This window comes from Novosphingobium sp., assembly GCF_032093395.1.
Classification (GTDB): Bacteria; Pseudomonadota; Alphaproteobacteria; order Sphingomonadales; family Sphingomonadaceae; genus Novosphingobium.
Map to the genome: position 1 here is coordinate 1 of NZ_DAMDBA010000037.1, position 25,562 is coordinate 25,562.

Below are 25,562 nucleotides of genomic sequence, written 5' to 3' on the forward strand. Positions count from 1 at the left end.
TAGGGTGGGGGCGCGGGCCGGTGCCGCGAAATTCGCTTTCAGCGAATTTCCGAACGGGCTCCAAAGCCCTATCCTGCTTGCCCGCCTCCCGGCTCTCGACAGGCGATGGCATTCCCGTGCAAAAGCCCTCCCGCATGAAGCCCAGCGTCAAGATCCTCGTCGTCGATGACGAACCCGCCATTCGTCGTCTCCTGCGCTCGGGATTGGCGCGCGCCGGCTATGACGTGGTGGAGGCCGGGACCGCGCGCGAAGCGCTGAACGCGCTGGCGATCGACCAGCCCGAAGTGGTGCTGCTAGACCTGGGCCTGCCCGACCGCGACGGGCTGGAACTGATCCCGGCGTTGAAAGAGCAGGCTTCCGTGATCGTCGTCTCCGCCCGCGATGCCACCGACCAGAAAGTGGCCGCGCTGGACATGGGCGCGGACGACTACGTTTCGAAGCCCTTCGATAGCGAGGAAGTGCTGGCCCGCATCCGCACCGCCCTGCGCCACCGTCTCCCCAGCCGGACGGCGCAGAAGCCCGTTCGCTTCGGGGACGTCGAGATCGACCTCCTCGCCCGCGTGGTGCGCAAGGGCGGCAGCGAAGTTCACCTGACGCCCAAGGAATACGGCCTGCTGTCGGAGCTGGCGTGCAATCCGGGGCGGGTCATCACCCATGCCCAGTTGCTGCGCTCGGTCTGGGGGCCGGGGCATGAAAGCGATGTCGAATATCTGCGCGTCGCCGCGCGCGGGGTGCGCCGCAAGCTGGAGGACGATCCCGCGCGGCCAGTCATGCTCCGCAACGAGCCGGGCGTGGGTTATCGCCTCACCGGCCCCTAGGTTCTGACCCTGGTGACGGCTTCCGCCCGCCGCGCCGCGCGCAGGGGAGAGAACCCCGCGTAACGGCCCGGCCGCAGCCAGAGCGCCGTCACCACGCCCATGCCGATCGCGCTCGTCGCCGACCAGGCCAGCTTGTCCAGCGGCAGGAAAGCGGACGAGGCGGCCAGGATCGCAAAGTCGATCAGCATCTGGCTGCGTCCGATATTCCAGCCGCGCTTCTGCTGGAGCCAGACCGTCACGATCCCCACGCCGCCGACCCCGGCGCCGTGGCGAACCACTGCCAGGGTGCCCATGCCCAGCAGCGTCCCGGCACCAACGGCGGCGGCGAAGGGATCCTTCACCTCGATCGTCAGCGCATGCTCGGCCAGCACCGATGCCAGTGCGATGCCGCCGCTGGCCGCGATCGTGCGCAAGGTGAACAGCGCGCCCATCGCCCGCAGCGCCAGGAACAGGAACGGCAGGTTGAGCGCGGCGAACAGCAGGCCCGGCGGCAGCGGCAGGAAATGGCCCACCAGCAGCGCCAGGCCGGCCATGCCGCCGGTCACCAATCCTGCCGAATGGAGGATCGTGAGGCCCAGCCCGATCAGCAGGCTGCCCACCGCGATGGCATAGATGTCCTCGATGCGTCCGTGACGGATGGCGGTCATGGCGAAAACCCGGTTGGAGGAACGATTCGCGCGCCGTTTATGCACTTGCGAAGGCGCTGTCGAGCATCGCTTCGAACGCGGAATATTCCCACTTTCCGGGGGCATCCGGTGAAATGATAGGCCGCTGGGAAACCCTTTCGCGAGCGATTCTTCTCGCATCTGCACAATGAGGTGCCGGACGGGGCGGCCGCTTTCGCTCTCGCACCTTCCCCGCGCGTCGGCTAGGCTGGTCCCACCCTATCGCCTGACGACCGACCGAGCATGACCGCCAGACCCCGCCTGAAACTGCAAGCCCGCCTCTATTGCGGGGACGAGATCGCCATGGGTCCGGGCAAGGCCGACCTGTTGGCAGCCATCGACCGCGAAGGCTCGATCTCGGCCGCCGGACGGGCGATGGGCATGAGCTACCGGCGCGCCTGGCTGCTGGTGGATGCCATGAACCGCTGCTGGAAAACGCCCCTTGTCGAAGCCGTGGCCGGAGGCGGCCACGAGCGCGGCGCGCGGGTGACGGAAGCGGGGCACAAAGTGCTCGCGCAGTATCGCGGGCTTGAGGCGCAGATGGCCGCCCTTCGTGGTTCAGAGGACTATGCCGCGCTGGAAGATGCGCTCCGTCCAGAGCCGCTCGCCGCGAAGAACCGCTGAATTCGAACTCTCAGGGCAACTGAGCGACCAGCAAGGGCAAGCGCGCCGCCGCGCTGCCGGACAGTTGGACCAGGTAGGTCCCGGGCTGAAGCTTGAAATCCACCATCTTGCGAATGCCCGAGCAGTCCGGACCATGGCCGTGGCCGGTGGATTTCATGACGGTGCCGTCGCCTTTCTTCGCGCCGGCCCTGACCACGTCCACCCAGGCCGCCGAGCCGAGCGCGATCCGGAAGTCGCCCTTTTCGGCCACGGCGAAGGTATAGAGCCCGCCGAAGCTGGTCGAACCGCCCGGCTTTTCAGGTTTCTGGGCATAGCGCATTTCGGCAGCAGGCCGCAGCCCGCCTTCGATAGCCTTGCCGATCATGAGTTTCGCGCCCGAGAGCGAGCGGGTATCGCGCGCCGCCAGCAGCGGCCGGCGCTTGTTCCAGGCCGAAAGCTCGGGCGGCAGATCGACCGGGTCCGACGAGCAGGCCATGGGGCTGGGAATGCGGTCCGGCGTGGCGGGCGCCGAGGGCGCGCGCGCAGGGGAGGCGGGCGCCGAAGGCGCCCCTACCGGCGACTGCATCGGAAAGTGCTCGGGCGTGACCTGCGGCGTGGGCGCGGCCTGAGCCCAGGCAGCGCTCATCGGCGCCATCGCCGCCAGCAGCAGCGCCGAACCGAAAGGCAGGCAATCCCGGATCATCGTGCAAGCACCTCTTCTGCAACCGTCTGTCATCTACGCCCCCAACTAGAGCAGTTGATCCGATTGCATCGGATCGACCGCTCTAAGTTTCTGGTTTCACGCATTTTCCGAGTCATCAGATGATTCCATCTGATTAGAAAATGCTATGGCCGGCGACGCTATAACCGATTGTCGTTTTGGCGACAGATCGAAATTACCCAACGCCGCGAAGGGCCGACCGTTGCCTGCGAAGGGAAAAACGCTCCGCAGGCCCGATCTTGATGGCCTAGGCGACGCGGAATTGCGCGGCTTGGGCCGCCAGCCGGTCCACTTCCTCGGTAAGGCCCCGCGCGGCGGCGGAGGCCTGTTCGACCATGGCGGCATTCTGCTGCGTCGCCACGTTCATCGCGCCGATGGCGGAGGTGATTTCGCTGACCGAAGTGGCCGAAGCCCGGTTGCGATGCGCCATGCCGCCCAGCAGGACGTGGACTTGCGCCACGTCTCCGGCGATGCCTTCGAAGGCGCCATCCACCCGCTCCACCGCGCCGAGCGCCGCGACGATTTCCGATTGCGTGACGGAAAGCTGCTCGCGCGCGCTGCGGGCTTCCTCTTCCGAACGCTTGGCCAATGCCGAGACGAGATCGGCGACGACCGCGAAGCCCCTGCCGGCCTCTCCGGCGCGCCCGGCCTCCACGGCGGCGTTCATGGCGAGCACGCGGGTCTGGAAGGCGATCTTGTCGAGGCCCTCGATCACGCCGTCGATATTGGTCGCGCTGTCGGACACGCGGCGCATGGCATCGACCGCCTCCGCCGCCACGGCGCGGCCGCCGCTGACCGTGGCGATGGCTTCGTCGGCGCGATTCACGGTGTCCGTCGCCGCCTGGGCGCCAGCCTTCAGGCCGTCGTCGATTTCCTGAAGCGCGGCGGAGCTCTGCTCCAGGCTGGCGGCGCTGGCTTCGGTGCGACGAGCTAGGTCTTCGGACGCCTGGGCAATCTCGAACGAGCTGCCCCGGATCGCCGAGGTGCTCTCGCCGGTAGCGCCGATCAGTCCGCGCAGGCCGGACAGCGCCGAATTGTAGTTGGTGCGAAGCGCCTCGTAGCTCACGGGGAAGGCCTGGGCGATCTCGGCGGTGAGATCGCCGGCGGACAAGTCTGCAAGGCTGTCGGCCAGTCGCTCCACCACCTGGCGCTGCTCGCGGTCGGCGGCTTCCTTCGCCACCGCCGCGTCGCGAAACACCAGCAGAGCGCGCGCGATGCCGCCGATCTCGTCCTGCCGCTCCGTCTCGCCGATGTCCACCTGATTGTCACCTTTGGCCAGGCGCATCATCGTCGCGCTGGCGGCTTCGAGCGGTGCGAAAAGCTGCCGCGCGCCGCGCATGCAGAGGGCTGCGGCGATTGCCGTAACCACCACGGCCAGCAGCAGGACATGCCAGCCGAGATTGTCGACATTGCGGTAGAAATCCTCGGCCGAAACGCCGACGAACAGCACGCCGATCACTTTGCCGCCGGAATCCTTGATCGGATCGTAGGCCGCGAAATAGCGCGTTCCCAGGATCTCGGTTTCGCCGCGATAGGGCTCGCCACGGCCCAGCACGGCATCCTTGACGGGGCCGGTGGCAAGCCGCGTGCCCAGCGCACGGGTACCGTCGGGGTTCTGGACGTTGGTGGCGACGCGCTGGTCTTCCATGAAGATCGTGGCCGTGCCGCCCACCAGTTCCTTCATGCGGTCCACCGCCGCGTTGTTCTCGTTCAGCGGCGTCTGTCCGGCGTAGAGCGTACCGTCGCGGAGGGTGTAGTCCACCCCGCTGAACTGGAGCACGGACCACGCGACCCGCATGTTGGTATCGAGGCGTTCCTCGCCCTGGGCGCGGGCGTCCTGCACCAGCAGGAATCGGGTGCCGATGAAGAACACGGCGGAAAGCAGCACGAGCGCCCCCACCGTCATGAGCGTAACCTTGGTGGAAAGTTGCTGGCGTTTCAGAAATGCACGAATGGCGGTCATGGAATTTCTCTGTTGGGGGGAGACGAGAGAATGCCGCCGCGGGGCACGGCCCGGAGCTGATCTTTCCGGGGCGGGCGCGGCTGCAATGGTTTATAGAAGGATCTCTCGCAGCGGCGGCCAATGCCCGACGTTTTTTGATGATTTGCAACAAACCTGCATGATTTGCCGCCGATCCGCGTGGGAACGTCTCCCATACGGCCGCTGTTGCGACCATGCGTGGCGCGGCTGCGCCTCTCCGGGAAACCAATTCGCCTGCCGGACTTTAGACAGGACATGGATGCAGCGACGCAGATCGACGGGCAGGACAGCGGGCGGCCGAAGCCGCCGGAGCAGGCCCGCCGCGCGCGCTTGCTGCGCATCCTGCGCAATGTCCTGATCGCGATCGTGCTTGTCGTCTTCACCGTCTGGTTGGTGCTGTTCATCACCAAGGGACGTTTCCTCAAGCATCCTTTCGAGCGGGTGGCGAGTTCGGCGGCGGGACGTCCGGTCAGCGTCGGCGGCGATTTCCAGCTCTATTTCGCGCCTCTGCGCATCAAGTTCCTGGCCGAGGGGCTGAACGTGGGCAATCCCGACTGGGCCGGGAGGCCGCAGATGTTCGCGGCGAAGCGGATCGAAGCCCGCATCGCGCCGCTGTCTCTGCTGTTCGGGCGACAGCGGGCCTATAGCCTCGACCTTCAGGGCGGCCGGGTGGATCTGGAATGGGACAAGGCGCACAAGCGCAACACCTGGACGTTCGGCAGCGGCGAAGGCGGCAAGCCCTTCGAACTGCCGCGCATAGACCAGGCCACGATCACCGATACCCGCGTCCGCTACGTCGATCCGCAAATGCCGCTGCTGGCCGATCTCGTGGTGGACCCGGTGACCGCCACGGACACGCGGATCGGCAAGGCCGTATCGGTTCGTGGCGACGGTGTGCTGCGCAAGACCCCGTTCCGGGTCAGTGCCCGGCTGCTCTCTCCCGACGCGACCGTCAATCGCGGCCAGAACGCGCTGGAACTCACGGCCTGGGCCGCCAACAACCAGGTCGATGTTTCCGGCACCCTGCCCTCGATCGCCGATTTCGAGAACGTACCGCTCAAGGTTCGCGCACGCGGACGGGACTTGTCCGAATTGCTCGGCATCATCGACGTCGCCATTCCGCAGACCCGCCGCTACGCCCTGCGCGCCCAGCTCGTGAAGGATGACGAAACCTATCGCTTCACCGGCCTGACCGGCACGTTCGGCCAGTCGGACCTTTCGGGCACGCTCACGGTAAAGAACGCCGAACGCCTGCGGCTGGACGCGGCGCTGGTCACTCGGCGGCTGGACATCGTCGATGCAGCGCCGTTCATCGGCTACAATCCGGACATCGTCGCCTCGAAAGGCGCGGTGGCCGCCGCAGCTGCAACCGGGGCCGGCGCGCAGCGCGTGCTGCCCGACGCCGCGCTTCCGGTCGAGACGATGCAGCGTTTCGATGCGGGGCTGGACTGGAAGATCCGCACGATCCGGTCGCGAAACGTGCCGGTGCAGGACATCGCCCTCACCCTCTCCCTGGAACGTGGACGACTGGCGCTCTCCCCCCTGACCTTCTCGATGGCACGCGGCGACGTCGCTTCCGATCTTGTCTTCGACACCCGGCAGCGGCCTTCCGCCGTCAGCTACGACATCCGCCTCAAGTCCACGCCGATGGGACGCCTTCTGGCCGGATACGGCATCGCGGAATCGGGCACCACCGGCACGATCCGCGGCCGGATCAAGCTGGCGGGACGGGGCGATACGATCCACGATTCACTGGCCTCCGCCTCCGGCCGTATCGCCTTCGTGATGCCGCGCGGCGCGGTCTGGACGCGCAACGTACAGTTGGCCGAACTGGACCTGGGCACGTTCGCCTCCAAGATGTTCCAGGGCAAGCTGAAGGCGCCGGTAGAGCTCAATTGCGGGCTGGTGGCCTTCACGGTGCGCGGGGGCACGGCGGCGGCCGATCCGATCCTGATCGACACGTCCAAGAACGTCATCGCCGGCCGAGGCGGCTTCAGCTTCGATACCGAGGCGGTGGACATGGCCTTCCGCGCCGATGGCAAGAAGTTCAGCCTGTTCTCGGGCCAGTCGCCCGTGGGCATCGGCGGACACTTCGCCAAGCCCTCGCTTCAGGTGATCAGTCCGGAACTGCTCGGTCGTGCCGGTATCGGGCTGGGGATCGCGGTGGCGGCGACGCCCGTGGCCGGGCTCCTGGCCTTCGTGGACGTGGGCGATGCCAAGTCCGCCGCCTGCGGCCCCGTACTGGCAGGCGCGACCGCCAAGGCCCAGCGCACCACCAAGGGCAAGCCCCGCGACGACGTGGGCTCCGGGAAGGCCGGCAAGATCGACTAAGTGGCGCCACCGCGCGGTAGCCGCGTGCGAAGCTCCTGAAACCCCACCAATCCGCCGAATTCGCCGCCGCCCTCATCCGGAATACCCGCCCGCTTGTGCCCATGCGACGCCATACAAGGCGCGACATGATCATCCACGGCCAACGTCTGCAATCAGGCCGCGAGAGGAGCGTCGATGAAGCATTACCTGGGTCTGGACGGGCTGCGCGGCGTGGCGGCGGTCGCGGTCGTGCTGTTCCACCGTCGATGGCTGGGGCCGGGCGGGCATTTCTTCGACCAGGCACATCTGGCGGTGAATTTCTTCTTCATCCTCTCGGGCTTCGTGATCGACCACGCCTATGCCGATCGCCTGCGCCAGGGCGGTATGTCGCTGGGGAAGTTCGTGGTGAGCCGCGTGATCCGGCTCTATCCGCTGATCGTGCTGGGCAGCCTGCTGGGCTTCGCCTATTGGCTGGGAGAGTCGCTGCTCACCGGCCAGCCGGACTTGCCCTCGCTCGCCCTCGCCACGCTCTTCTCGATGCTGTGCCTGCCCGCGCCGCCTTCGCTGATGGGCGAGATGTTCGCGATCGACCGGCCGCTTTGGTCGCTGTTCTACGAGATCGTCGCCAACCTCGTCTTCGCGATGGTCCTGTGCCGGTTGCCGACCCGCGCAATCCTGGCGCTGGCGGTTCTCGGTGCGGCGGGGTCCACCCTGCTGGCCGTGAAGTTCAACATGCTGAACGTGGGTTTCCGCAACGGCGACATCGGCTGGGGTATGCTGAACGTGTTCCCCTCGTTCGTGATGGGCATGGCGCTCAACCGCGTGCGGGAAGGCTGGAAGATCAACGTCCCGTTCTGGCTGGCGGCGATCATCCTGGCGGTGACTTTCCTGCCCCATTCGCTCGGCGCGTTCAAAGGCGCCTACGGACTGGTCATGGTCCTGATCGTCTATCCACTGCTGATCCTGTCATCGCTGGAATTCCGGGAAGGTGCCGCAAGCGCCTCCGTCGCGCGGTTCAGCGCCTTCATCTCCTACCCGATCTACGCCCTGCACTATCCGCTGCTGTTCGTCGTTTCGAAGCTGGCGGCCAGGCTGGACGCCCCCGGCAAAGTGGAGCTTGCGGCGGGGCTGGCCCTTTCCGTAGCGGTGGCATGGATCGCCGGGCGGTACTACGACGAGCCGGTGCGCCGCTTCCTCTCGAAAGCGGTGCGCGAAAAGATGGCCGGCGCGAGGTTCAGGGTATCCAGCGATAGCGCGGTTTAGCCGTCACTTCCGGCACCGGCGCGGTGAGCGTCGCGCCGTGCTGTGCATCCTGGACGGTGCCGGGATCGACGAAGCCGTAGAACACCCCGGTCGCGGCCGAACCGCCCCGCTGCTCGACATCGCCGATGTTGCGCGCCGTTCCCGAAAGGACGATGCCCTTCTCATATTCACCGATGCCCAGCATCGCGGTGGACGCCTGCGCCTTGTCCCTGATCACGGTGTCGCCGCGCAGCACCGTTAGGCCGGAGATCACCGCTTCGTCCCGCACTTGCGCCTGATCCAGCACCACGGCGTGATCCTCGATCCGCGCCTTGCCCGAGACGGCGCCGGAGATCACGCGGGCGTAAGGTCCGACCCAGGCACTCTTCGCCACGACGGCGTTCGGACCCACCCAGCCGCCGCCGTTCGCATGGCGATGGCCACCCGCCACGGGATCGGCCGCGCCAGGCTGCCAGCGATCGGGGAGGGCACCTTCGAACTGCACCATCCAGGGGTAGCGGTAGATCGAATAGTACGGCTGATCCCACCGGATCTTCTGCATCTGCGAGGGCGTTGCCATGACCACGAGGTAGAGCCCGGTATCGCCCGATTGCACCTCGATCGACGCTGCACCCTTGGCACCGCGCTGTAGCGGCGTGTAGCGGCTCTTGCCGTCCGCTCCCACCGCCACCAAGCCCCAGCGCCAGTCGGAGGCGGGCGGCGGGATCGTTTCCGGTTCGTCGGCAAGGCCGGGGAGCAAGGCCACGGCGCTCGCCTGCTGGACCACGCCCCGGAAGGTCACCGTCACCCGACTCTGCGCGGCATCGGGGTGCAGCTTCACCACGTTGTAGCCCCAGCGCTGCGGCGCCCACATCTCCGGCACGGCGAAGCGGCGGCGTTTCAGGTCGATAGGATCGAGTACCGTCGCGGAGAGGATGCCGGCATCGGTGGTCTGGTCGTAAGTGCCGTAGTTGTGGCGGAACACCGCGCCCTGATCGCTGCCGTCGGGATTGGTATAGTCCCAGTTGGCGTTATGAAGCGCCCAGTCTCCGAACGTGTCGTTCAACTGGTCCTGCGTCCATCCCATGTTGTGCTGGAGCACGCTGAAGGGATCGGCGGTGAGCCGCGCGGGATCGTCCTTGCCCGGCGCGGTCCGCCAGATCGCGTTGACCGTCTCGAAGCCATGCTTGTCCTTGAGATATTCAAGGAACTGCCAGTTGCAGTAACGCGTGCGGGTGGAACCGTAGTAGAGGTGCGGATACTGCTTGAGCAGGACGGAGCAATGGGTGTTCTGCCGGAACTCGGGCAGTTGCACGGTCATCCAGTTGGCGTGGCTCTCGAACAGCCAGCCGGTGTGGGGCGAATCCATCAGGCGGCCCGTCGCCGCCTGCAAGGCATGGGTCAGTTCGTGAGCAAGGCCGAAGCGGTCCTTGAGCGCGCCGGGATCGATCCACATGCCCATGTGGCCAAGCTGGTCCGTACCGCCGGTCAGCCCGTACCCCACGCCGACATAGGCATTCACCTTGAACTTCTCTCCCGAGCCGCAATGGGGTTCGGGGAACTTCAGGGTGCCGAGGAAATAGCCCCAGACATATTCGAGATGCGCCGCCGCCGCCTTCGCCACCTCGGCATCCACTGTGCCGGGCTTCCAGTGCAGCGCGAAATGCACGCTTTCCATCTGGAGCGGAAGCGCCAGATTGGCCGCATCCGACGGGTCCGTGGCGGCAACCTTCCAGTCCCCGGCCACGCAGGCTGCACTCGGTGTGGAGCCGGTGGCCGGGGCCGCAAGCACCGGCGCCGTGGAAATGACTGCTCCAGGGACGGAGAGCACGAGCGCCGATGCCTGCAGAAGGTGCTTCATGGTCAGCGCGGGCTCAGCGTGACGGTGGTGGTGCCGCTGCCCAGGGTAACCGCATAGCCGCCGCGATCGGCCGTGCCGGTATCGACGCCGTAAGCCTTGCCGCCCGCCGTGGTGGTTTCGAACAGCAGGCGCGCGGTGGGCGCCGTGGCCGAGGCGGGGTCGAGCGTCAGCAAGACCTTGCCGGTCTTCGCGTCATAGTCCGCGCTCTGGATGCGGCCTGCTTCCAGCGTGATCCAGAGACCGGCCGGGGCGATGAACAGGCGGCGGCGCGCGCCGTCCTTCGGTGCGATATGGACCTTGGCGCCCTTGGCAGTCAGGTCGCCGCCGAAGCCCAGCCAGCCCAGCTGCGGATCCTGCACGACATAGCTGGCGGCAGTAATCGCATGGCCATAGAAGCCCATGCCGTAGTCGCCGGTGATCGCGTCCCACTTCATCATGTCGGGCCAGGAGTGGAAGGCCGCCGAGCCGAAGCCCTGCTGGTCGATATTGGTCACGCCGCCCATCATGCCGCCGTAGGCCACGCGCAGCAGGTGCAGGTCGGTGGGATTCTGGCGATAGGCGTCGAACAGCGGCACCGCGTTGAGCGCCGAGCCATAGTGGTGGATCTGGCGCTCGATGCGCGAGACCTTGCCGCCGTAGAGGAAGTCCCAGTAGCGGCGGGCATTGCCGTTATAGCCCCAGCTGGGGATGGTCGGATCGTAGCCCAGGATCACTTCGCGCGTTTCGTCCGCCTGCGGCTGGAAGTCGAAGTAGCGCATCCAGGCATAGACTTCCGGCTGGCCGGTGGAATCCCACGCCATCTCGCTGCCGAACGGATACTTCAGCGTGCGCCAGTGATCGGCGCGCGCCTTCATCAGGCCCTCCATCTCGGTCGCCTCGGCGGTCATCCTCTCGCGCTTCAGATCCTTGAGGATATCGACGAAAACATCGCCTTCCATCTGGCCAAACTGCGCATAATAGGGCGCGTCCCGCATCATCGCCACAGTCGTGCGATAGGCCCAGTCGAGGTAGAACTTCCAGTCGTGCTGCTTGACCAGCCCCTGGTTGTCGCGCGCGAGACGGTAAAGCACCCAGTGACCGATGGCGACGTGGGGGTAGTTGTAGGAGCGGCCGAGGTCGTTCGAGTCCTTCTTCGACCAGGCGGTCCAGCTCTTCCAGTCGATCTTGGGGTCGTAGTAGTTCGGGAACTCGACCGGGTCGTAGTAGAAGATGCTCTTCTTCACCGCACCCGCCTGCGCACCGTCCTTGACCTGAAGCGTGCCGAGCACGGTCTCGTTGACGAGGCGCTCCAGCTTGGCGACTTCATCCGGCTTCGGATTGTCGAGCTGCTTCATCATCGCGGCGACCCACGATCCCGCGCCGCCCTCGTCGCTCATCCCGGCCACCCAGACGCGGCCGTCCTGCGTGAGGATCTTGTTGTCCTCGCGGTCGTAGGACAGGATCGCGGGGCTGCGGTGGAACGGGTCGCCCTTGCCTTCGAACCACTGGTTGGTCGTGGTGAAATTGCCGATATCGGCCATGACCTGATCGAGCGGCTTGGTGATGTAGTAGCTGACGGTCTGCTTCTGGCCGTCTGCATAGGTCACCGTCAGCCGCGCCTGGCCCCAGCCCGAGGCCTTGACCTGGTAGCGGGCCCAGCCGTTCCCGTTCTTTTCGGACGTCGCGGTGAGCGCGCCTTCGGGGAAGGATTCGATCTTCGCGACCTTGCTCGGCGTCTTGAGGAAGAGGCTGGCGGTCTGGTCGGTGGGTACCACGTAGCCGGGGATACCCACGGCCACCGGACGCTTGTTGGCGACCAGCGTATCCTCGATCGCGCGGATGCTGGGCGCGGTCACGAAGCGCAGGCCGATGGTGCGGCTTTCGCCCGGCGCCAGGGTGAGGCTGGTCGGCTCGTTCCACTGCTGGCCGGCCTTGGCCCATTCCTTCTCGGCGAAGCCCTTGCTGGCCACGGTCCAGTCGTAGAAGCCTTCCGACACCTGGCTGCGCGGGCTGCGGTCGGTGAAGATATCGCCGTTCTTGGCCGCGCGCGCCTCGATGATCGGGCGGTAGGCTTCCAGCGGCGTGCCCTTTTCGGGCAGGACCAGCAGCGCCGGGCCGCGTCCGTTGAGGCGAGTGACCTGAAGATAGCCCGCATCGCGGCCGATGTAGGGATCGACGAAGCTCGCCTCGGCATGGGCGGAATCGAGTTCGCGGTCGAGGATGATGTTGTCGAACACCATCGGCATACCCAGCCCACCGATCTCCACCGGCGCGCTGCTGGTGTTCACCAGCGTGAAGCGCATGGCGAGCACGCCCGCCTCGTTCACCCAGCGGCGCTCGACCTTCAGCGGCATTGCCCCCCCATTTGCGGAAAGGCCCATCGAGGCGGTGATGTCTGCAGCGGCAAGCACGCCGGAGCCGCCCGCCAGCGGCGCGATCTGCTTGCGCGCGCGGGCCGAGGAATAGTCCTGCCAGTCGGAACCCGCCGTCTTCAGGCGGATGTGGATGTCGCCGATATGGACATAGCCGTCACCCGCCCGCTCCGCCTCGCGGCCCGCCGGAACGAAGTCGAACGCGGCCTCGCCCTTGGGGGAAAGGTGCGCCAGCGTCTGGGTATCCGCGCGCAGCGCCAGGTCGAAGGCCGGGGTCTGTATCTCCGTCCGCTGGATCGGCGGGAAGACCTTCTTCGGCTTCTGCGCCTCTCCTTCCTGGGCATAGGCAACGGTCGTCGGCAGAATGGCCGGAACCGTGCCGAGCATGAGGGCGACAAGCGGCAGGGGCTTCAGGAGACGCTTCATTTCAAGTCCTCACGAGATTTTGTTGGCCGGATTCTAATGGCCGGATTTTATCGAACTGGCTGTGTATTGGCGGCCTTGACCGGGCCGAGCGCAGGCGGTGTTTCGCCGAGCAGGTATTGGGTGAAGTAATCGCGCAACTTCTTCCAGAAGAAGGGGCGATAGACGTTGTGCGTGGCGTTCGGCATGACGATCAGATCCACGTCGCGCTCGGCATCCATCAGCGCCTTGGCCAGGCGGAAGCTTTCGGTGACCGGCACATTGTCGTCGATGTCGCCGTGAACCAGCAGCAGATGGCCCTTGAGCTGATGCGCGACCGACATGTTGGAATTGCGCTCCCAGGTCGCCTCGTCGGCATAGCCCATCGAGACTTCCGGCCACCAGGTCTTGTCGAGCCGAAGGTCGTGATTGCCCGAGGACGCCACGCCCACCTTGAAGAAGTCCGGCCGCCGCAGGAGGAAGCGCGCGGTGTCGTAGCCGCCTGCGGAGCCGCCGAACACGCCCACGCGGTTCGCGTCCATATAGGGATACTTCGCGGCCATCTGGCGGATCAGCGCGATGTGATCGTCCAGCCCTACTTCGCCCAGGTTCTGGAAGGCCGGGAGGCGGAACTTCTGCCCCCGGCGCGAGGTGCCGGTGCCGTCGATCATCACCACGATGGCGCCGATCTGCGCCACGCTGTTGCCCGGCACGCGCCGCGCGGCGCTCCAGGTGGCGGGAACGTCGGTCGTGGTCGGCCCGGTATAGACATTGTCGATCACCGGATAACGCCGCTTCGGATCGAAGTGCGCCGGGCGGTAGATCATGCCGTAGATCGGCGTGGTGCCGTCCGCCGCCACGCCCTGGAACGGTTCGGGCGGGGTATAGCCGGTCGCCAGCAGGCGGCTGTCGTCCGCACGCGCCAGTTCCTGGACGATGCGCCCGGTCGCGCCGTCGCGCAGCACGGCGCGGGTCGGCGAGGTGGGGCTGGACATCTGGTCGACGATCCACTTGCCGTCCGGCGAAACCGAAGCATCGTGATCGAGCGGCTCGGGCGTCAGTTCGACCGGCGCGCCGCCCTTGGTCGGCACGCGATAGAGCGCCCGCCAATAGGGATTGCGCGCCGCCTCACGGCCCACGCCGGTCACCACGAGCGAGGATTTGTCCTCGGCCACGTTATCCACCGACAGCACTTCCCACTCACCTGTGGTCAGCGCCTTTCCGCCATCCGGATCCTCCGGCGTCACCAGATAGAGCTGCGCCCAGCCGGTCCTTTCGGAGATCGAGAGTTCGCCGCCCAGTTCGGGCGAGGGGAAGATCATGCTGGAGGTGACGGTGACGACCGGCTTCACCGCTTCATGGGCGATGATCCGGGCCGCACCGGTCGCGGGATCGGCCAGATAGACGGCCTGTTGCTTGTACCCGCGCTCGGTCCAGAGCACGCGGATCTTGCCGTCCAGCCAGCCCATGTCGGGCGGCGAAGGATAGAGAATGGATTCGGACGGCACCTGGATCGGCACGATCCGTGCCTTGCCCTTCTTCAGCGCTTCCCGGACGTCGATCACCAGCCTCTGCGCCTGCGGCAACTTCTCGGCGCCGGCCAGCGGATAGACGTAGCTGAAGCTGCGCGGATAGAGGCTGTCCTGCGGATTCTGCTGGGTGATCGAAAGCTTCCGGACCTCGCGCGTGTCCAGCCGCCACGTCAGCAGATAGCGCCCGTCCGGCGACCATTGCGCCGATACCGGCATGGCCGGCTCCTCGGTGCCCTCGCGCAGGATATCCGCAAGTTGGGGAATTGAGCGGCCATAGGGCTGCTCGCGCGTCCCGTCGGTGGTGAGTGCGATCTCCCGGCCGCTGGCGATGTCCACGGCATGGAGGTTGAAGTCCCGTGCGACGATCCTGGTCTTGCCGTCGGGCGAGGACAGATCAAGGTCGCGGTGATCCGCCTTTTCCAGTTCCACGGCCTTGCCGGCGGCATCGACGCTCCAGAGCGCGCCGTCGAAGGCCCGCAGGCCGATGGTGCGTTTGGCCGGATCGTATTCCACCTCGGCGATCCGCGCTTCATCGATCGAAACGGACGCGCCCTTGGCCGAGGAAAGCGCCGCAAGGAGATCGGCAGTCGTGGAAACCTGCCGGACTTCCCGCGTCGCAAGGTCGAGGAACTGGTAACGCTGGTCCAGTCGATTGCCGGTACGATAGAACAGGCCGCCTTCCACGAAACGCGGCGCGATATCCGCATTGTCGATCAGGTCGCCCAGGGTTGCGCCAAGGTACTTGTCCGCTTCGGCATAACGCTGGTCGATGCTCGGCACAGGCGTCGAACGGGGCGTCTCGCGAGCCTCGGCCGATCCCGCGACCGCCAGACTCGCCCAGGCGAGCGCGCCGAGGCTGAGGGATTTCGACAGACGGGAGATCGAAGCACTCACGACAGCAGACCGTTCGGTTATTTCAGGAAAAGCCATGTTGTCATGACGCGGCGGCCTCAAAGCGTCAAGAACATTATACGATATATGATCAGTTCTGTTGGTCTTGTCTTGACGGGGACGCCGTTGACAACTTTCCTGGGGCGCCAAGGACCATGGTTCCTGCAAAGCGCGGAATTGCAGTGGTAATGATGGGGCATTACGCCGGTTTACAGCGCGTTCACGGGGGATTGACTTCCCCAGCCATCACCCTTCAGTATTGTATACGATATTCGACAGGGGTTGGTGGATGATGGGAAGTAGTCGGCGCAAAAACGGGAATCGGACCGGTCTGGCCGCCGGATTCCTCGCTGCGGGCGCTTTGGCTTCCGTAGCCTCGGCCCAGCAGACATCGGCAGCGGTCCCTCAGGAACTTACAGTACCCGGCAATCCGATTCTGGCCGAGGGAGACTACTACTCGACCGACCCGGCTCCTTTCGTGGCGGAAGGGAACCTGTGGATCCTGGCGGGCCGCGACATGGCGGCGAGCGACGTCAACGACTTCATCATGCCCGAATGGCAATTGCTCCGGACCGGCGATCCCGCCTCGGGCAAGTGGACGCACTATCCCGCAACCATCAAGCCGGAGAACGTCTTCGCCTGGGCGGAAGAAGCGCGCGCCTATGCCGGACAGATCGTCGAGGGGCCGGAGAGCCGCGAAGGAGCCAGGCGCTACTACCTCTATGCGCCGGTGCTGGAGAAGAACAGCGATGCGCAGGATCGCTTTGCGATCGGCGTGGCGGTAGCGGACAGCCCGCTTGGCCCGTGGCGCGATGCCCACCCCTCCGGCCCGATCATCTCGCAGAAAGTGCCGGTCGCCAACACGATCCAGAACATCGATCCCACCGTCCTGATCGACGACGATGGCCGGGTCTACATCTACTGGGGCACCTTCGGGCAAGTGCGGGGCATGGAGCTTGCACGCGACATGATCACGCCGAAGGGCCCGGAACAGACGCTGACCGGCCTGACCGGGTTCTTCGAGGCCCCCTGGATCATGAAGCGCAAGGGCACTTATTACATGCTCTATGCCGGCAACAAGGCGGGGCCGACCTCGGATTGCACGCCTGCCGTCTACTATGCCTGTATCGCCTATGGCACGGCACCGTCGCCCATGGGGCCCTGGACGTATCGCGGCATCGTGCTGAAGCCGGTATCCTCCACCACCTCGCACCCCGGCGCCGTCGAGTTCAAGGGACAATGGTATCTGGCTTATCACACGGCGGATGCCAAAGGCGGCGGCCATTTCCGGCGCAGCGTGGCGCTGGACAGGATGGAGTGGGACGACAGCGTTACCCCCGCGCGCATCCGCACGGTCGTGCCCACCTTGCGCCCGCAACCGCCACTGCCCCCCAGCCGCAATATCGCCCGTTCCGCCTGGGCCACCGCATCCAACGATCCGGTCCCGGTCCAGTTCTGGATCAAGGCGCTCAACAACGGCGTGGTCAAGGAGGCCCCGCTGCCGCCCGACATGTGGGGAAGCTGGTCGCCCGCCAATCCGCCGCGCCAGTGGATCGAGTACCGCTGGGACAAGCCGGTGACGATCGACGGATCGCGCATCCAGTTCTGGAACGACCAGCCCGCGGGCTCGGGCATGGGCGTGGCGCCTCCGGCGAACTGGCACCTCGAATACTGGGGCGGAGCCGGTTGGAAGCCCGTGCCGGGCGCAAGTGCCTATGGCACCGCAACCGACAGCTTCCAGAACGTGACGTTCCGCAAGATCACCACCCGCTGCCTGCGCGCGGTGATGGATGCCTCCACGGACGGCAAGACCCACGCGGCGCTCGCCGTGCAGGAATGGGAAGTGCTGGCCCCGAAGGCCGCTCCAATGTCGATCCGCGGCGAGGGGCCGGCACCGGCATCCTGCCCTTAAGCACTGCTCTTTCCGACAAACTTTTCGAGGAGCGCGAGCCCAGGCTTGCGCTCCTTTTTGCATGGGCTTTGCGGAAATTTCGCCTGCCAGGGATTAGTCAGACAAAATATTTCCGAATCGTCACAATTGCCTTGACTCGATTCAGATATCGTAGGACGTATACGATATAAGCAAGGGCGCCGAAACGAAGGTGCCGAGGGATCAAAACAGGGGGTTTTCTATGACATCGGTAAAAGTCCTCAAGCTGTCGACTGCCTTGACTTCAATCGCGGTGCTCGGCGTCGCCGCGCCCGCCTGGGCGCAGGCGGGCAGCGCAACGGCCGAAGAATTGTCCGACCAGAGTGAGGCCCCCCGAACCGACATCGTCGTGACCGGCGTGCGCGGAAGCGTGGAAGCGGCTGCCACCAAGAAGAAGAACTCGAAGCAGATCGTCGATTCCGTCGTGGCGGAAGACGTCGGCAAGCTGCCCGACAACAACGTCCCCGAAGCGCTCGCCCGCGTAACCGGCGTGCAGATCGACCGCGCCCGCGGTCAGGGCCAGAAGGTCACCATTCGCGGCCTGGACCAGGTGCAGACGACGCTTAACGGCAACAACACCAACCTGGGTGACGGCCGCGCCATCAGCCTGTCCGACATCCCGGCGGAACTGCTGAAGCAGGTGGACGTCTACAAGACGCGCTCTGCCGATCAAGTGGAAGGCGGGATCGCCGGCACCGTCAACGTCGAACTGCGCCGCCCCTTCGACATGAAGAAGGGCCTGACGGTCGCGGGCAGCCTTCGCGGCTCTTATGACGATCAGTCGGAAAAGGTCAGTCCTTACGCCAGCCTTCTGGTCGCCAACCGCTTTGATACCGGTATCGGTGAGATCGGCTTCCTGTTGAACGGATCGTGGACCAAGACCAACTACCGCGAAAACTACATCGACAGCGAATCGCCCACCAAGACCGTAGTGGGCGGCAATACCATCGTCATCCCCTACCGCGCCCAATACGGTATCGAGCAAGGCAACGTGAAGCGCCCGTCGCTGAATGCGGTGCTTCAGTGGAAGCCCAGCGACAAGCTCGATTTCGTGCTTGAAGGCGGCTACATGGGATCGCGCGAGAAGCGTTCGGTGGAACGACTCTACGTTCAGGATATGCCCTATATCGGGACGGGCAGTTACAGCGATATCGTGCTCCAGCCGGACGGCAAGACCGTTCGTTCACTGACGATCAGCAATCCCAATGGGATCAATGCCGGTATCGATTCGCTGTACAACACGATTCACTCGAATCTCTACACGACCAACTTCGAGGCCCACTGGCACTCGGATAAAGTCCAGATCAACAGCAGCGTCCAGTATAACTGGTCGAACGAAGGAAACTACTTCGTCGAAAGCATCCTGAGGCCCCAGGGGCTGACTTCCGCCTCGGTGGATTTCGCCTCGGACGTTTACAGCAAGGGCGCGCCCTCGATCACCTTCAACGGTGTCGATGTGAACGACCTTTCCAGCTACGGCATACAGCGCTTCCAGGATAACCGTGGCGGTTCCAAGAACAAGGAATTCGCGGCGCAGACGGACCTGACGCTTCAGCTCAGTGACACCTCGCTGCTGCGCAGCCTTCAGGTCGGCGGTCGCTACAACCAGCGCCGCACCAGCCGCTATTACGGCTATCGCGATGGTTTGCCCCTGGTCAACGGACAACCCGCTCCGCTCAGCCTGTTCCCCGGTTACGACACGGCATCGCTGGTCGGCCCGGACATCAGCGGCTCGACCGCGCAATGGTATCGCATCCCCGGCTCGGTGGTCCTGAGCCAGATCGACCAGGTGCGCGCCTTCATCCAGCAGTACAACCCGGGTAATGCCGATCGCTTCGCCAGCATCTATCCGCCGAGCGACCAGGGCCAGACCTTCAGCTCGAAGGAGTACAACTTCGCCGCCTACGCGCAACTCGCCTATGGGTTCGACATGGGCACCATCCCGGTCGAAGGCCTGGCCGGCGTGCGCTACACCAACACCTGGGGCACCTCGCGCAGCTTCGGCTATCGCCCCGGAACCGCCGTCGAGGACGCCGAGGGATCGGGCAACTATGCCGATATCCTGCCCAGCGCGTCGGCCATCATCCACTTCACGCCGAAGGCACAGCTGCGCCTGTCCTACACCACCAACGTTCAACGCCCTTCGTTCTATTCCATGCGCCCGTTCTTCTCGATCAACACGGCGAACAATCCGCCAGTCGTCGATGCGGGCAATCCCGAACTGAAAGCACAGCGTGAGCGTGCATTCGACGTCAGCGCGGAATACTACTTCGGACGCGGCGGTCAGATCTCGTTCGCCGGCTATTACAAAAAAGCCACCGGCTTCCTCCTCTGGAGCCGCGAACCGGCATCGGCTGCGCAAATGGCTGCTTATGGCGTTAATGTGGCCGATTACGATGCGGAATCGGGCATTATCGCCATGGAACGTAACGCTGGAGACGGCACTTTCATCGGCCTGGAAGGCACGGTGCAGACGTTCTTCGACTTCCTGCCGGGCGCTCTCAGCAACTTCGGCGTCAGCCTCAACGCCTCACACATCCTGAAGGCGCGCGTGGAATACGACGACGAGGAGAGCTTCCCTGGCGAATTCGACTCGCCCGACACCTCGAAGTGGACCGCCAACGCCACGCTGTTCTACGATACGCCGAGCTTCAGCGCCCGCGTGGCCTACAACTACCGCTCCTCCTACCGCTCGGGCTTCTGGCTGGACGGCGACGGTGACGACCGCGCGATGTATTCGCCCTACTACGGCGCGACTGATCGCCTTGACGCCGCCGTCAACTACACGCCGGTATCGTTCATGACGCTCTCGCTGGAAGCGTCGAACATCCTGGGCAGCGACGTGTTCCGCTACCACGGCAGTCAGAACCTGCTGCCGCTGGGCGTCCGCAGCCTGGCCCGCACGGTTCAGGGCAGCGTCCGCTTCCGCTTCTGACGGCTGCGCATAAATAGCCACCGGGGCTGCCGTTCGGTTACGACCGAACGGCAGCCCTTGTTGGTTCAGGGCCTACTCCCGCCCGGCAGAAGCCGTCGCGGTTCCGACGGCCGCGTCTATCATGACCTGCCAGGCATCGTGCGCATCGCTGCTGCCGACGGACAGGCCGCGATCCTGCAGAAGCAGCTTGTGGCCAGCCTCGCACATGACCGGCGTGGGCACGCGCAGCGCCTGGATCACCGCGATCGCGGTCTTGCGAAATTCTTCCTGACGGTCCCGACCCAGACCGCCCCAGTCGTCATGTCCGTGTTCGGACTTTGCAAGGGCACGAGCGGCGCGTTCGATCAGCGGCATTCCATACTCCTCTCCATGGATGAGCGGAGCTTAACACCGCCCGCCTCGCGCCGCACCTGTTTCCGCGCGTGTCAGACGGGATGCTCTCCGCCATGTCGCGAGGCGATCATGACGCCGGTCAGGGTGATCGCAAGTCCGACGACCATGCCCATCGAGAAAGGCTCACCGAACATGATGCGCCCCCAGAGCATGGTTGCCGGTGGGCTGAGATAGAGAATGTTGCCGACCCTGGTCGACGAGAGGCGCTTCAACGCAAAATAATAGAGCCCGTAGCCGCCGATCGTCGCGAACAGCACGAGCCAGGCGATACCTGCCCAGAAGGCGGGCTCTGCCGGCGGGAGCACCCGCCCATCCACGAACGACAGCGCCAGGAACAGTCCCGCGCTGGACAGGGACTGGATGCAGAGACTCTGATGGATCGGCAGGATCGTCGATGGCAACCGTTTCTGCAGCAGCGTGACGACCGCAATGGATATCATGCCGAGCAACGGCAGCGAATAAGCCCAACCGGGCGCGGCACCCACGTGGAACGATCCGGCCGAGGCAACCAGAATGCCGCAAACGGCCAGTCCGATGCCGACCCACTCTCCTCGACCGACGACCTGGCCGATCATCGGGATCGAGAGCAGGACGATCGCCAGCGGCAGCATGTCTGACATCAGGGCGACGATGCCGGTCGGCACGCCCTGCTCGATGGCCACCCCGCATCCCAGAATCAGCCCCGCCATGGCGAAAATGCCGTAGAGACCCTGGATCGCCACCTGGCGAAGCCGCAGCCGCGGCCCCAGAAGGACGGCGAACGGCAACAGCACCACCCCGGCGATGAGGTTGCGCCAGAACGCCACCAGCGTGATCGGCGCGAAATCGACGGTGAAGCGAATGCCGATGAAGCTGGAACTCCAGCAAAGCAGCAGGCTGAGCAGCAGCAGCCATTCCCCGGTCCTGGCAGACGGCATGCGGACGCGCGGACGCATCGAGGCAATCGGCAGCAATTGCACGTCCGCGTTCATCGTCATTCACCTTCCAGAATCGGCCTCCCGAAAAGGGGGCGCCCCATAGAGCGCCGACATTCCTTCAGACAATATCCGCGGTTCCCGCAGCAGGGGCTCTCAACAGGGAAAATCACCCGCAGTGCCATGCCCGGCGCGGGCAATCATGTGGTGTGACCGGATAAATGTAATGTTGCATCATAACATTCAATGCGCCAAGAGGCGACGTAAGCCGCATGAATCCTCTCTTTTTCAGCAATGCTCGGGAAACATCATGACTGAATCGCTGCCGCCGATCCTCATCGAGAGTCTATCCGTGACATACGGAGACCACCTCGTCCTGGATGGCCTTTCCCTGTCGGTACCGGCAGGCAGCGTCACGGCCCTGCTCGGCGGCAATGGGGCGGGCAAGTCCACCACGCTTTCGGCCTTGCTGGGCTTCGTGAAGGCGAGTGCGGGCACCGTCGCGGTCTGCGGAATCGATCCGGCGGGGACGCCCGACGAAGCCCGGCGCCAGATCGCCTATCTGCCCGAGAACGTCGCCCTCTATGAACACCTGACCGCCGTGGAGAATGCGCAGTACCTGCTGGCGCTGTCCGGCGCGAACAAAGACCGCGCGGCGATCGTAGCCGCATTTGCGGCGGCGGGCCTGCAAGAGCGGGCCTGGGACCAGCGTCTCGGCGCCTTCTCCAAGGGCATGCGCCAGAAGGTGGCCATTGCCGTGGCCATGTTGCGCGAAGTGCCCGTGCTGCTGCTCGACGAGCCGACTTCGGGCCTCGATCCCCGTGCCACGGCGGATTTCAACGCGCTTGTCCTTTCGGTGCGCGAACGCGGCACGGCGATCCTGATGGTGACCCACGACCTGCTCAGCGCCGCCGAGATCGCCGATCGCATCTGCTTCCTCGAAGCCGGACGCATCGCCGAGGATGTGAAGGCACCGGAAGCGACCGGGCCCGGTGCGGAGCGCTTCGACGTGCGGGCCCTGCATGCCCGGTTCGCGGTGGCCAGGGAAAAGCTGGCGGCATGAGCACCACCTCGCTCATAGCGCGCGACGAATTGCAGCTGATGCGCCGCAACCGCGTCGCCGTGATCGCCTGCGTGTTGCTGGTGCTGCTCACCGTGGTCGCCGTGGCGAGTTCCTGGGCCCACCAACGCGGTATCGAGGATTTGCGCGCCCGCCACCAGCACGAAGCCGAACAGGCTTTCGATGCCCAACCCGACCGGCATCCGCACCGCATGGTCCACTATGGAACCTTCATCTTCCGCCCACCGGGCGCCCTCGCCGCCTTCGACCCCGGTGTGGACGCCTTTACCGGCAGTTCGATGTTCCTCGAAGGCCACCGCCAGAACACCGCCAACTTCGGCGACGTCAACCAGAGTTCGCTGCTGGTGCGTTTCGGCCAGTTGACGCCTGCCTTCGTGCTGCAGGCGGTGGCGCCGCTGCTGCTGATCTTCCTCGGTTATGGCGCGATCGCGCGCGAGACGGAGCGCGGCACCTTGCGCATGCTGATGATGCAGGGCGCAACGCGTGGACAGATCGTGCTCGGCAAGCTGCGCGCACTGGGCACGGTCGCCTTGCTGGTGGCACTGCCCGCCGGACTTGGACTGGTCGCGCTGGCCGGCGGGCCCGGCGTCGCGATCCTGCCGATGGCGACGATCGTGTTCGGCTATACGGCCTGGCTGCTGTTGTGGGTCACGGTGATCGTTCTGGTTTCCGCGCTGGTGCGCCGCAGCCGCGACGCGCTGCTTGCACTCGTCGCGATCTGGGCGGTAAGCGTGGTGCTGCTGCCGCGCGTGGCGCCGGATATCGCCCGCGCCGTGGTGCCGCTTGAGAACCGGCTCCAGACCGATGTCGCCATCGCCCGCGACCTGCGCAAGCTGGGCGATGCCCATAATCCCGACGATCCGCACTTCGCCGCCTTCAAACAATCGGTGCTGAAACGCTATGGCGTCACCCGGATCGAGGAGCTGCCGGTCAACTACAAGGGCCTGCTGGCGGTGGAGGGGGAAAGGATCACGTCCGGCCTGTTCGACCGCTACGGGATGGAGAGCTACACCGCGCAAGGCCGGCAGAACGCCATCGTGCGCGCAGTGGGCGTGATCAGCCCGACGATCGCCCTGCATTCGCTTTCGATGGCGGCGGCGGGAACCGACTTTGCGGCGCATCGCGGGTTCCTCGAACAGGCGGAGGCCTACCGCTACGGCCTGGTCCAGGGGCTGAACCGGCTGCAGGCCGATAGCGTCACTTATGCCGACGACACCGCCAAGGATGCCGGCGCAGACAGTCGCAAGCGGATCGAGGCCGACAACTGGGAAAAGATGCCTGACTTCACCTATCGCCCGCCAGATGGCGCGACGCTCGCCAGACGCGCCCTGCCCGATCTCGCCGTGGTGGTGGGCTGGCTGGCGTTTGCCGCAGCCCTGCTCGCCTTCGCCACCCGCCGCCTTGGAGAGCGCCGATGAATTTGTGGCCGATGAACTTGTGCCCGATGAACCTTTGGATGCATGAGGCCCGCCTGCTGCTGCGCCAGCGCCTGGCCGTGACGGCGGTCGCCTTGCTGGCGGTGCTGACGATCGCGGCGCTGGCCGCCGGGATGGCCGAAGTTTCCCGCCAGCGCGCCGCCATCGCCGCCATTCCGGTGGCCCAGGCCGAGGACATCGGCGCCATCGCCACCTGGGTGGACAAGGAAAAGGATGCGGGAAGCGCCGCCTACTACAGCTTCCATCCCACCTGGGACACGCCTGCTCCGCTCGCCTTCGCGGCCCTGGGGATGCGCGACGTATCGCCCTATATCCTGCGCATACGCGCACTCGGGCTCGAAGCGCAGATCTACGACGGCGACACATTCAATCCCGAACTGGCCCTCCCCGGTCGTTTCGACTTCGCCTTCGTCCTGGTGTTTCTGGCCCCGCTCTTCGTCATTGCCCTGTGCCATGACCTGACGTCGAGCGAACGCGAGGCGGGCCGCTGGCGCACCCTGGCCGCGCTGCCACATGGCGGCCCCGCCCTGTGGCGCCGCCGCACCGTGCTGCGTCTTGCGCTGCTCTGGACCGCGATCGGCATTCCTTTCCTGGTCGCGGCGGCGATCTCGGGCGTTCACGCAGGCTCCATTCTCGTGATCCTGCTGCTGGTCGCCGCCTACCTGCTGTTCTGGGTGGGGCTGTCCGCGGCGATCGGCCGCCTGCGCTGGAGCAGCGTCGCCAATGCCGCAAGCCTTGGCGCGCTCTGGCTGGTCCTCGTGCTGGTATTGCCGACGCTCGGCCATGTCGCGATCAACCGCGCCATTCCCTTGCCGCAAGGCGCCGAGATCGCCTCCGCCCAGCGCGAGGCCGTCAATCACGCCTGGGACATTCCGCGTGAGGAGACGATGCGGCGCTTCTACGCGCATCACCCCCATTGGGCCGATTCCGCTCCGCTCGGCACGGATTTCCACTATAAGTGGTACTTCGCCTTCCACCAGGTGGGCGACGAAAGCGTCGCGGACAAGGTAGGTGGCTACCGCCAGGGCCTCGAACGCCGGGACCGTGCGGCGCGCGGGATCGGTTGGGTGCTGCCCTCGGTCGGGGTGCAAGCGCTGCTGACGCGCATGGCGGAGACCGACCTGGCGGCGCAGATCGCCTACCGCGAGCGTATCCGCGACTACCACCGCCGCCTGCGGACATTCTACTACGACTACCTGTTCCGCGATCGACCTTTCGGAAAAAGCGACTTCGACAAGGCACCCCGCTTCGAATGAGGCCGCGAAGGCGAAGCGGGGCGTCCGCTTCGCCTTCGCGCCGCTTGTCGACTCCCTTTAAGGCGTAAACTCATGTACGGGACTGATCCGTCGTGATATCCTGACCCTAGGTCGATCCCTTCGGCCGTGGTGGAGGATCGTCATGACGGCATTGCCCGCCCCAACCTCGGCCTTCCTGCTGCCCTCCTGCCATGCGGCATGCGCGATGGAGCCACGTGTCGCTTCGTTCCGGCAGCAGCG

General features: G+C 65.5%; 17 protein-coding genes. 9 read left to right on the forward strand and 8 right to left on the reverse strand.

What is annotated here, in order from left to right:
• Positions 1–134: 134 nt before the first annotated feature.
• Entirely contained in the window at positions 135–818 is a 684-nt protein-coding gene (locus RT424_RS13480) for a response regulator transcription factor (protein WP_313439007.1), read from the forward strand.
• Here the strand turns inward: RT424_RS13480 and RT424_RS13485 are convergent.
• Positions 815–1,465 carry a YitT family protein gene (locus tag RT424_RS13485; protein WP_313439010.1) on the reverse strand — a complete coding sequence of 217 codons (651 nt, stop codon included), beginning with the start codon at positions 1,463–1,465 and terminating at the stop codon, positions 815–817. The genes RT424_RS13480 and RT424_RS13485 overlap by 4 nt on opposite strands.
• 261 nt (positions 1,466–1,726) lie before the next feature.
• On the opposite strand from RT424_RS13485, the gene RT424_RS13490 reads away from it, so the two are divergent.
• Positions 1,727–2,107, forward strand: a complete 381-nt coding sequence (locus RT424_RS13490) for a LysR family transcriptional regulator (protein WP_313439012.1) — start codon at positions 1,727–1,729, stop codon at positions 2,105–2,107.
• 10 nt (positions 2,108–2,117) lie between these two features.
• Here RT424_RS13490 and RT424_RS13495 read toward each other — a convergent pair whose 3' ends face one another.
• Positions 2,118–2,789, reverse strand: coding sequence for a homogentisate 1,2-dioxygenase (locus RT424_RS13495; protein ID WP_313439015.1), 672 nt, complete (start codon positions 2,787–2,789; stop codon positions 2,118–2,120).
• A gap of 265 nt (positions 2,790–3,054) precedes the next feature.
• A complete protein-coding gene (locus tag RT424_RS13500; protein WP_313439017.1) occupies positions 3,055–4,770 on the reverse strand; it encodes a methyl-accepting chemotaxis protein in 1,716 nt (571 codons plus the stop codon).
• Positions 4,771–5,043: 273 nt separating this feature from the next.
• Here RT424_RS13500 and RT424_RS13505 point away from each other — a divergent pair, with 273 nt between their 5' ends.
• Positions 5,044–7,119, forward strand: coding sequence for an AsmA family protein (locus RT424_RS13505; RefSeq protein ID WP_313439020.1), 2,076 nt, complete (start codon positions 5,044–5,046; stop codon positions 7,117–7,119).
• Positions 7,120–7,293: 174 nt separating this feature from the next.
• Entirely contained in the window at positions 7,294–8,361 is a 1,068-nt protein-coding gene (locus RT424_RS13510; RefSeq protein WP_313439023.1) for an acyltransferase, read from the forward strand.
• Here the strand turns inward: RT424_RS13510 and RT424_RS13515 are convergent.
• Genes RT424_RS13515 through RT424_RS13525 form a run of 3 tightly spaced genes read right to left on the reverse strand, consistent with a single transcriptional unit; the run spans position 8,333 to position 15,380 of the window.
• Positions 8,333–10,201 carry an Svx/AvrXca family virulence/avirulence protein gene (locus RT424_RS13515; protein WP_313439026.1) on the reverse strand — a complete coding sequence of 623 codons (1,869 nt, stop codon included), beginning with the start codon at positions 10,199–10,201 and terminating at the stop codon, positions 8,333–8,335. The genes RT424_RS13510 and RT424_RS13515 overlap by 29 nt on opposite strands.
• A gap of 2 nt (positions 10,202–10,203) precedes the next feature.
• Positions 10,204–12,978 (reverse strand): DUF5695 domain-containing protein, encoded by a 2,775-nt coding sequence (locus RT424_RS13520; protein ID WP_313439029.1) that lies wholly within the window; start codon positions 12,976–12,978, stop codon positions 10,204–10,206.
• 47 nt (positions 12,979–13,025) lie between these two features.
• Complete coding sequence (locus RT424_RS13525) at positions 13,026–15,380, reverse strand: DPP IV N-terminal domain-containing protein (protein ID WP_313439032.1); 2,355 nt, start codon at positions 15,378–15,380, stop codon at positions 13,026–13,028.
• Positions 15,381–15,738: 358 nt separating this feature from the next.
• Here RT424_RS13525 and RT424_RS13530 point away from each other — a divergent pair, with 358 nt between their 5' ends.
• Positions 15,739–17,289, forward strand: coding sequence for a family 43 glycosylhydrolase (locus RT424_RS13530; RefSeq protein WP_313439034.1), 1,551 nt, complete (start codon positions 15,739–15,741; stop codon positions 17,287–17,289).
• Positions 17,290–17,545: 256 nt separating this feature from the next.
• Positions 17,546–20,242, forward strand: a complete 2,697-nt coding sequence (locus tag RT424_RS13535) for a TonB-dependent receptor (RefSeq protein WP_313439037.1) — start codon at positions 17,546–17,548, stop codon at positions 20,240–20,242.
• 72 nt (positions 20,243–20,314) lie between these two features.
• On the opposite strand, the gene RT424_RS13540 is transcribed toward RT424_RS13535, so the two are convergent.
• Both RT424_RS13540 and RT424_RS13545 read right to left on the reverse strand, forming a co-directional pair.
• A complete protein-coding gene (locus RT424_RS13540) occupies positions 20,315–20,596 on the reverse strand; it encodes a hypothetical protein (protein WP_313439039.1) in 282 nt (93 codons plus the stop codon).
• 71 nt (positions 20,597–20,667) lie between these two features.
• Positions 20,668–21,612, reverse strand: a complete 945-nt coding sequence (locus RT424_RS13545; protein WP_313439042.1) for a DMT family transporter — start codon at positions 21,610–21,612, stop codon at positions 20,668–20,670.
• A gap of 247 nt (positions 21,613–21,859) precedes the next feature.
• Here RT424_RS13545 and RT424_RS13550 point away from each other — a divergent pair, with 247 nt between their 5' ends.
• Genes RT424_RS13550 through RT424_RS13560 form a run of 3 tightly spaced genes read left to right on the forward strand, consistent with a single transcriptional unit; the run spans position 21,860 to position 25,322 of the window.
• A complete protein-coding gene (locus tag RT424_RS13550; RefSeq protein ID WP_313439045.1) occupies positions 21,860–22,612 on the forward strand; it encodes an ATP-binding cassette domain-containing protein in 753 nt (250 codons plus the stop codon).
• Positions 22,609–24,048, forward strand: coding sequence for a DUF3526 domain-containing protein (locus RT424_RS13555; RefSeq protein WP_313439048.1), 1,440 nt, complete (start codon positions 22,609–22,611; stop codon positions 24,046–24,048). Before RT424_RS13550 ends, RT424_RS13555 begins: the two co-directional genes overlap by 4 nt.
• Before the next feature lie 26 nt (positions 24,049–24,074).
• Positions 24,075–25,322: a DUF3526 domain-containing protein gene (locus RT424_RS13560; RefSeq protein WP_313439096.1), complete on the forward strand. Its 1,248-nt coding sequence runs from the start codon at positions 24,075–24,077 to the stop codon at positions 25,320–25,322.
• Positions 25,323–25,562: the final 240 nt, after the last annotated feature.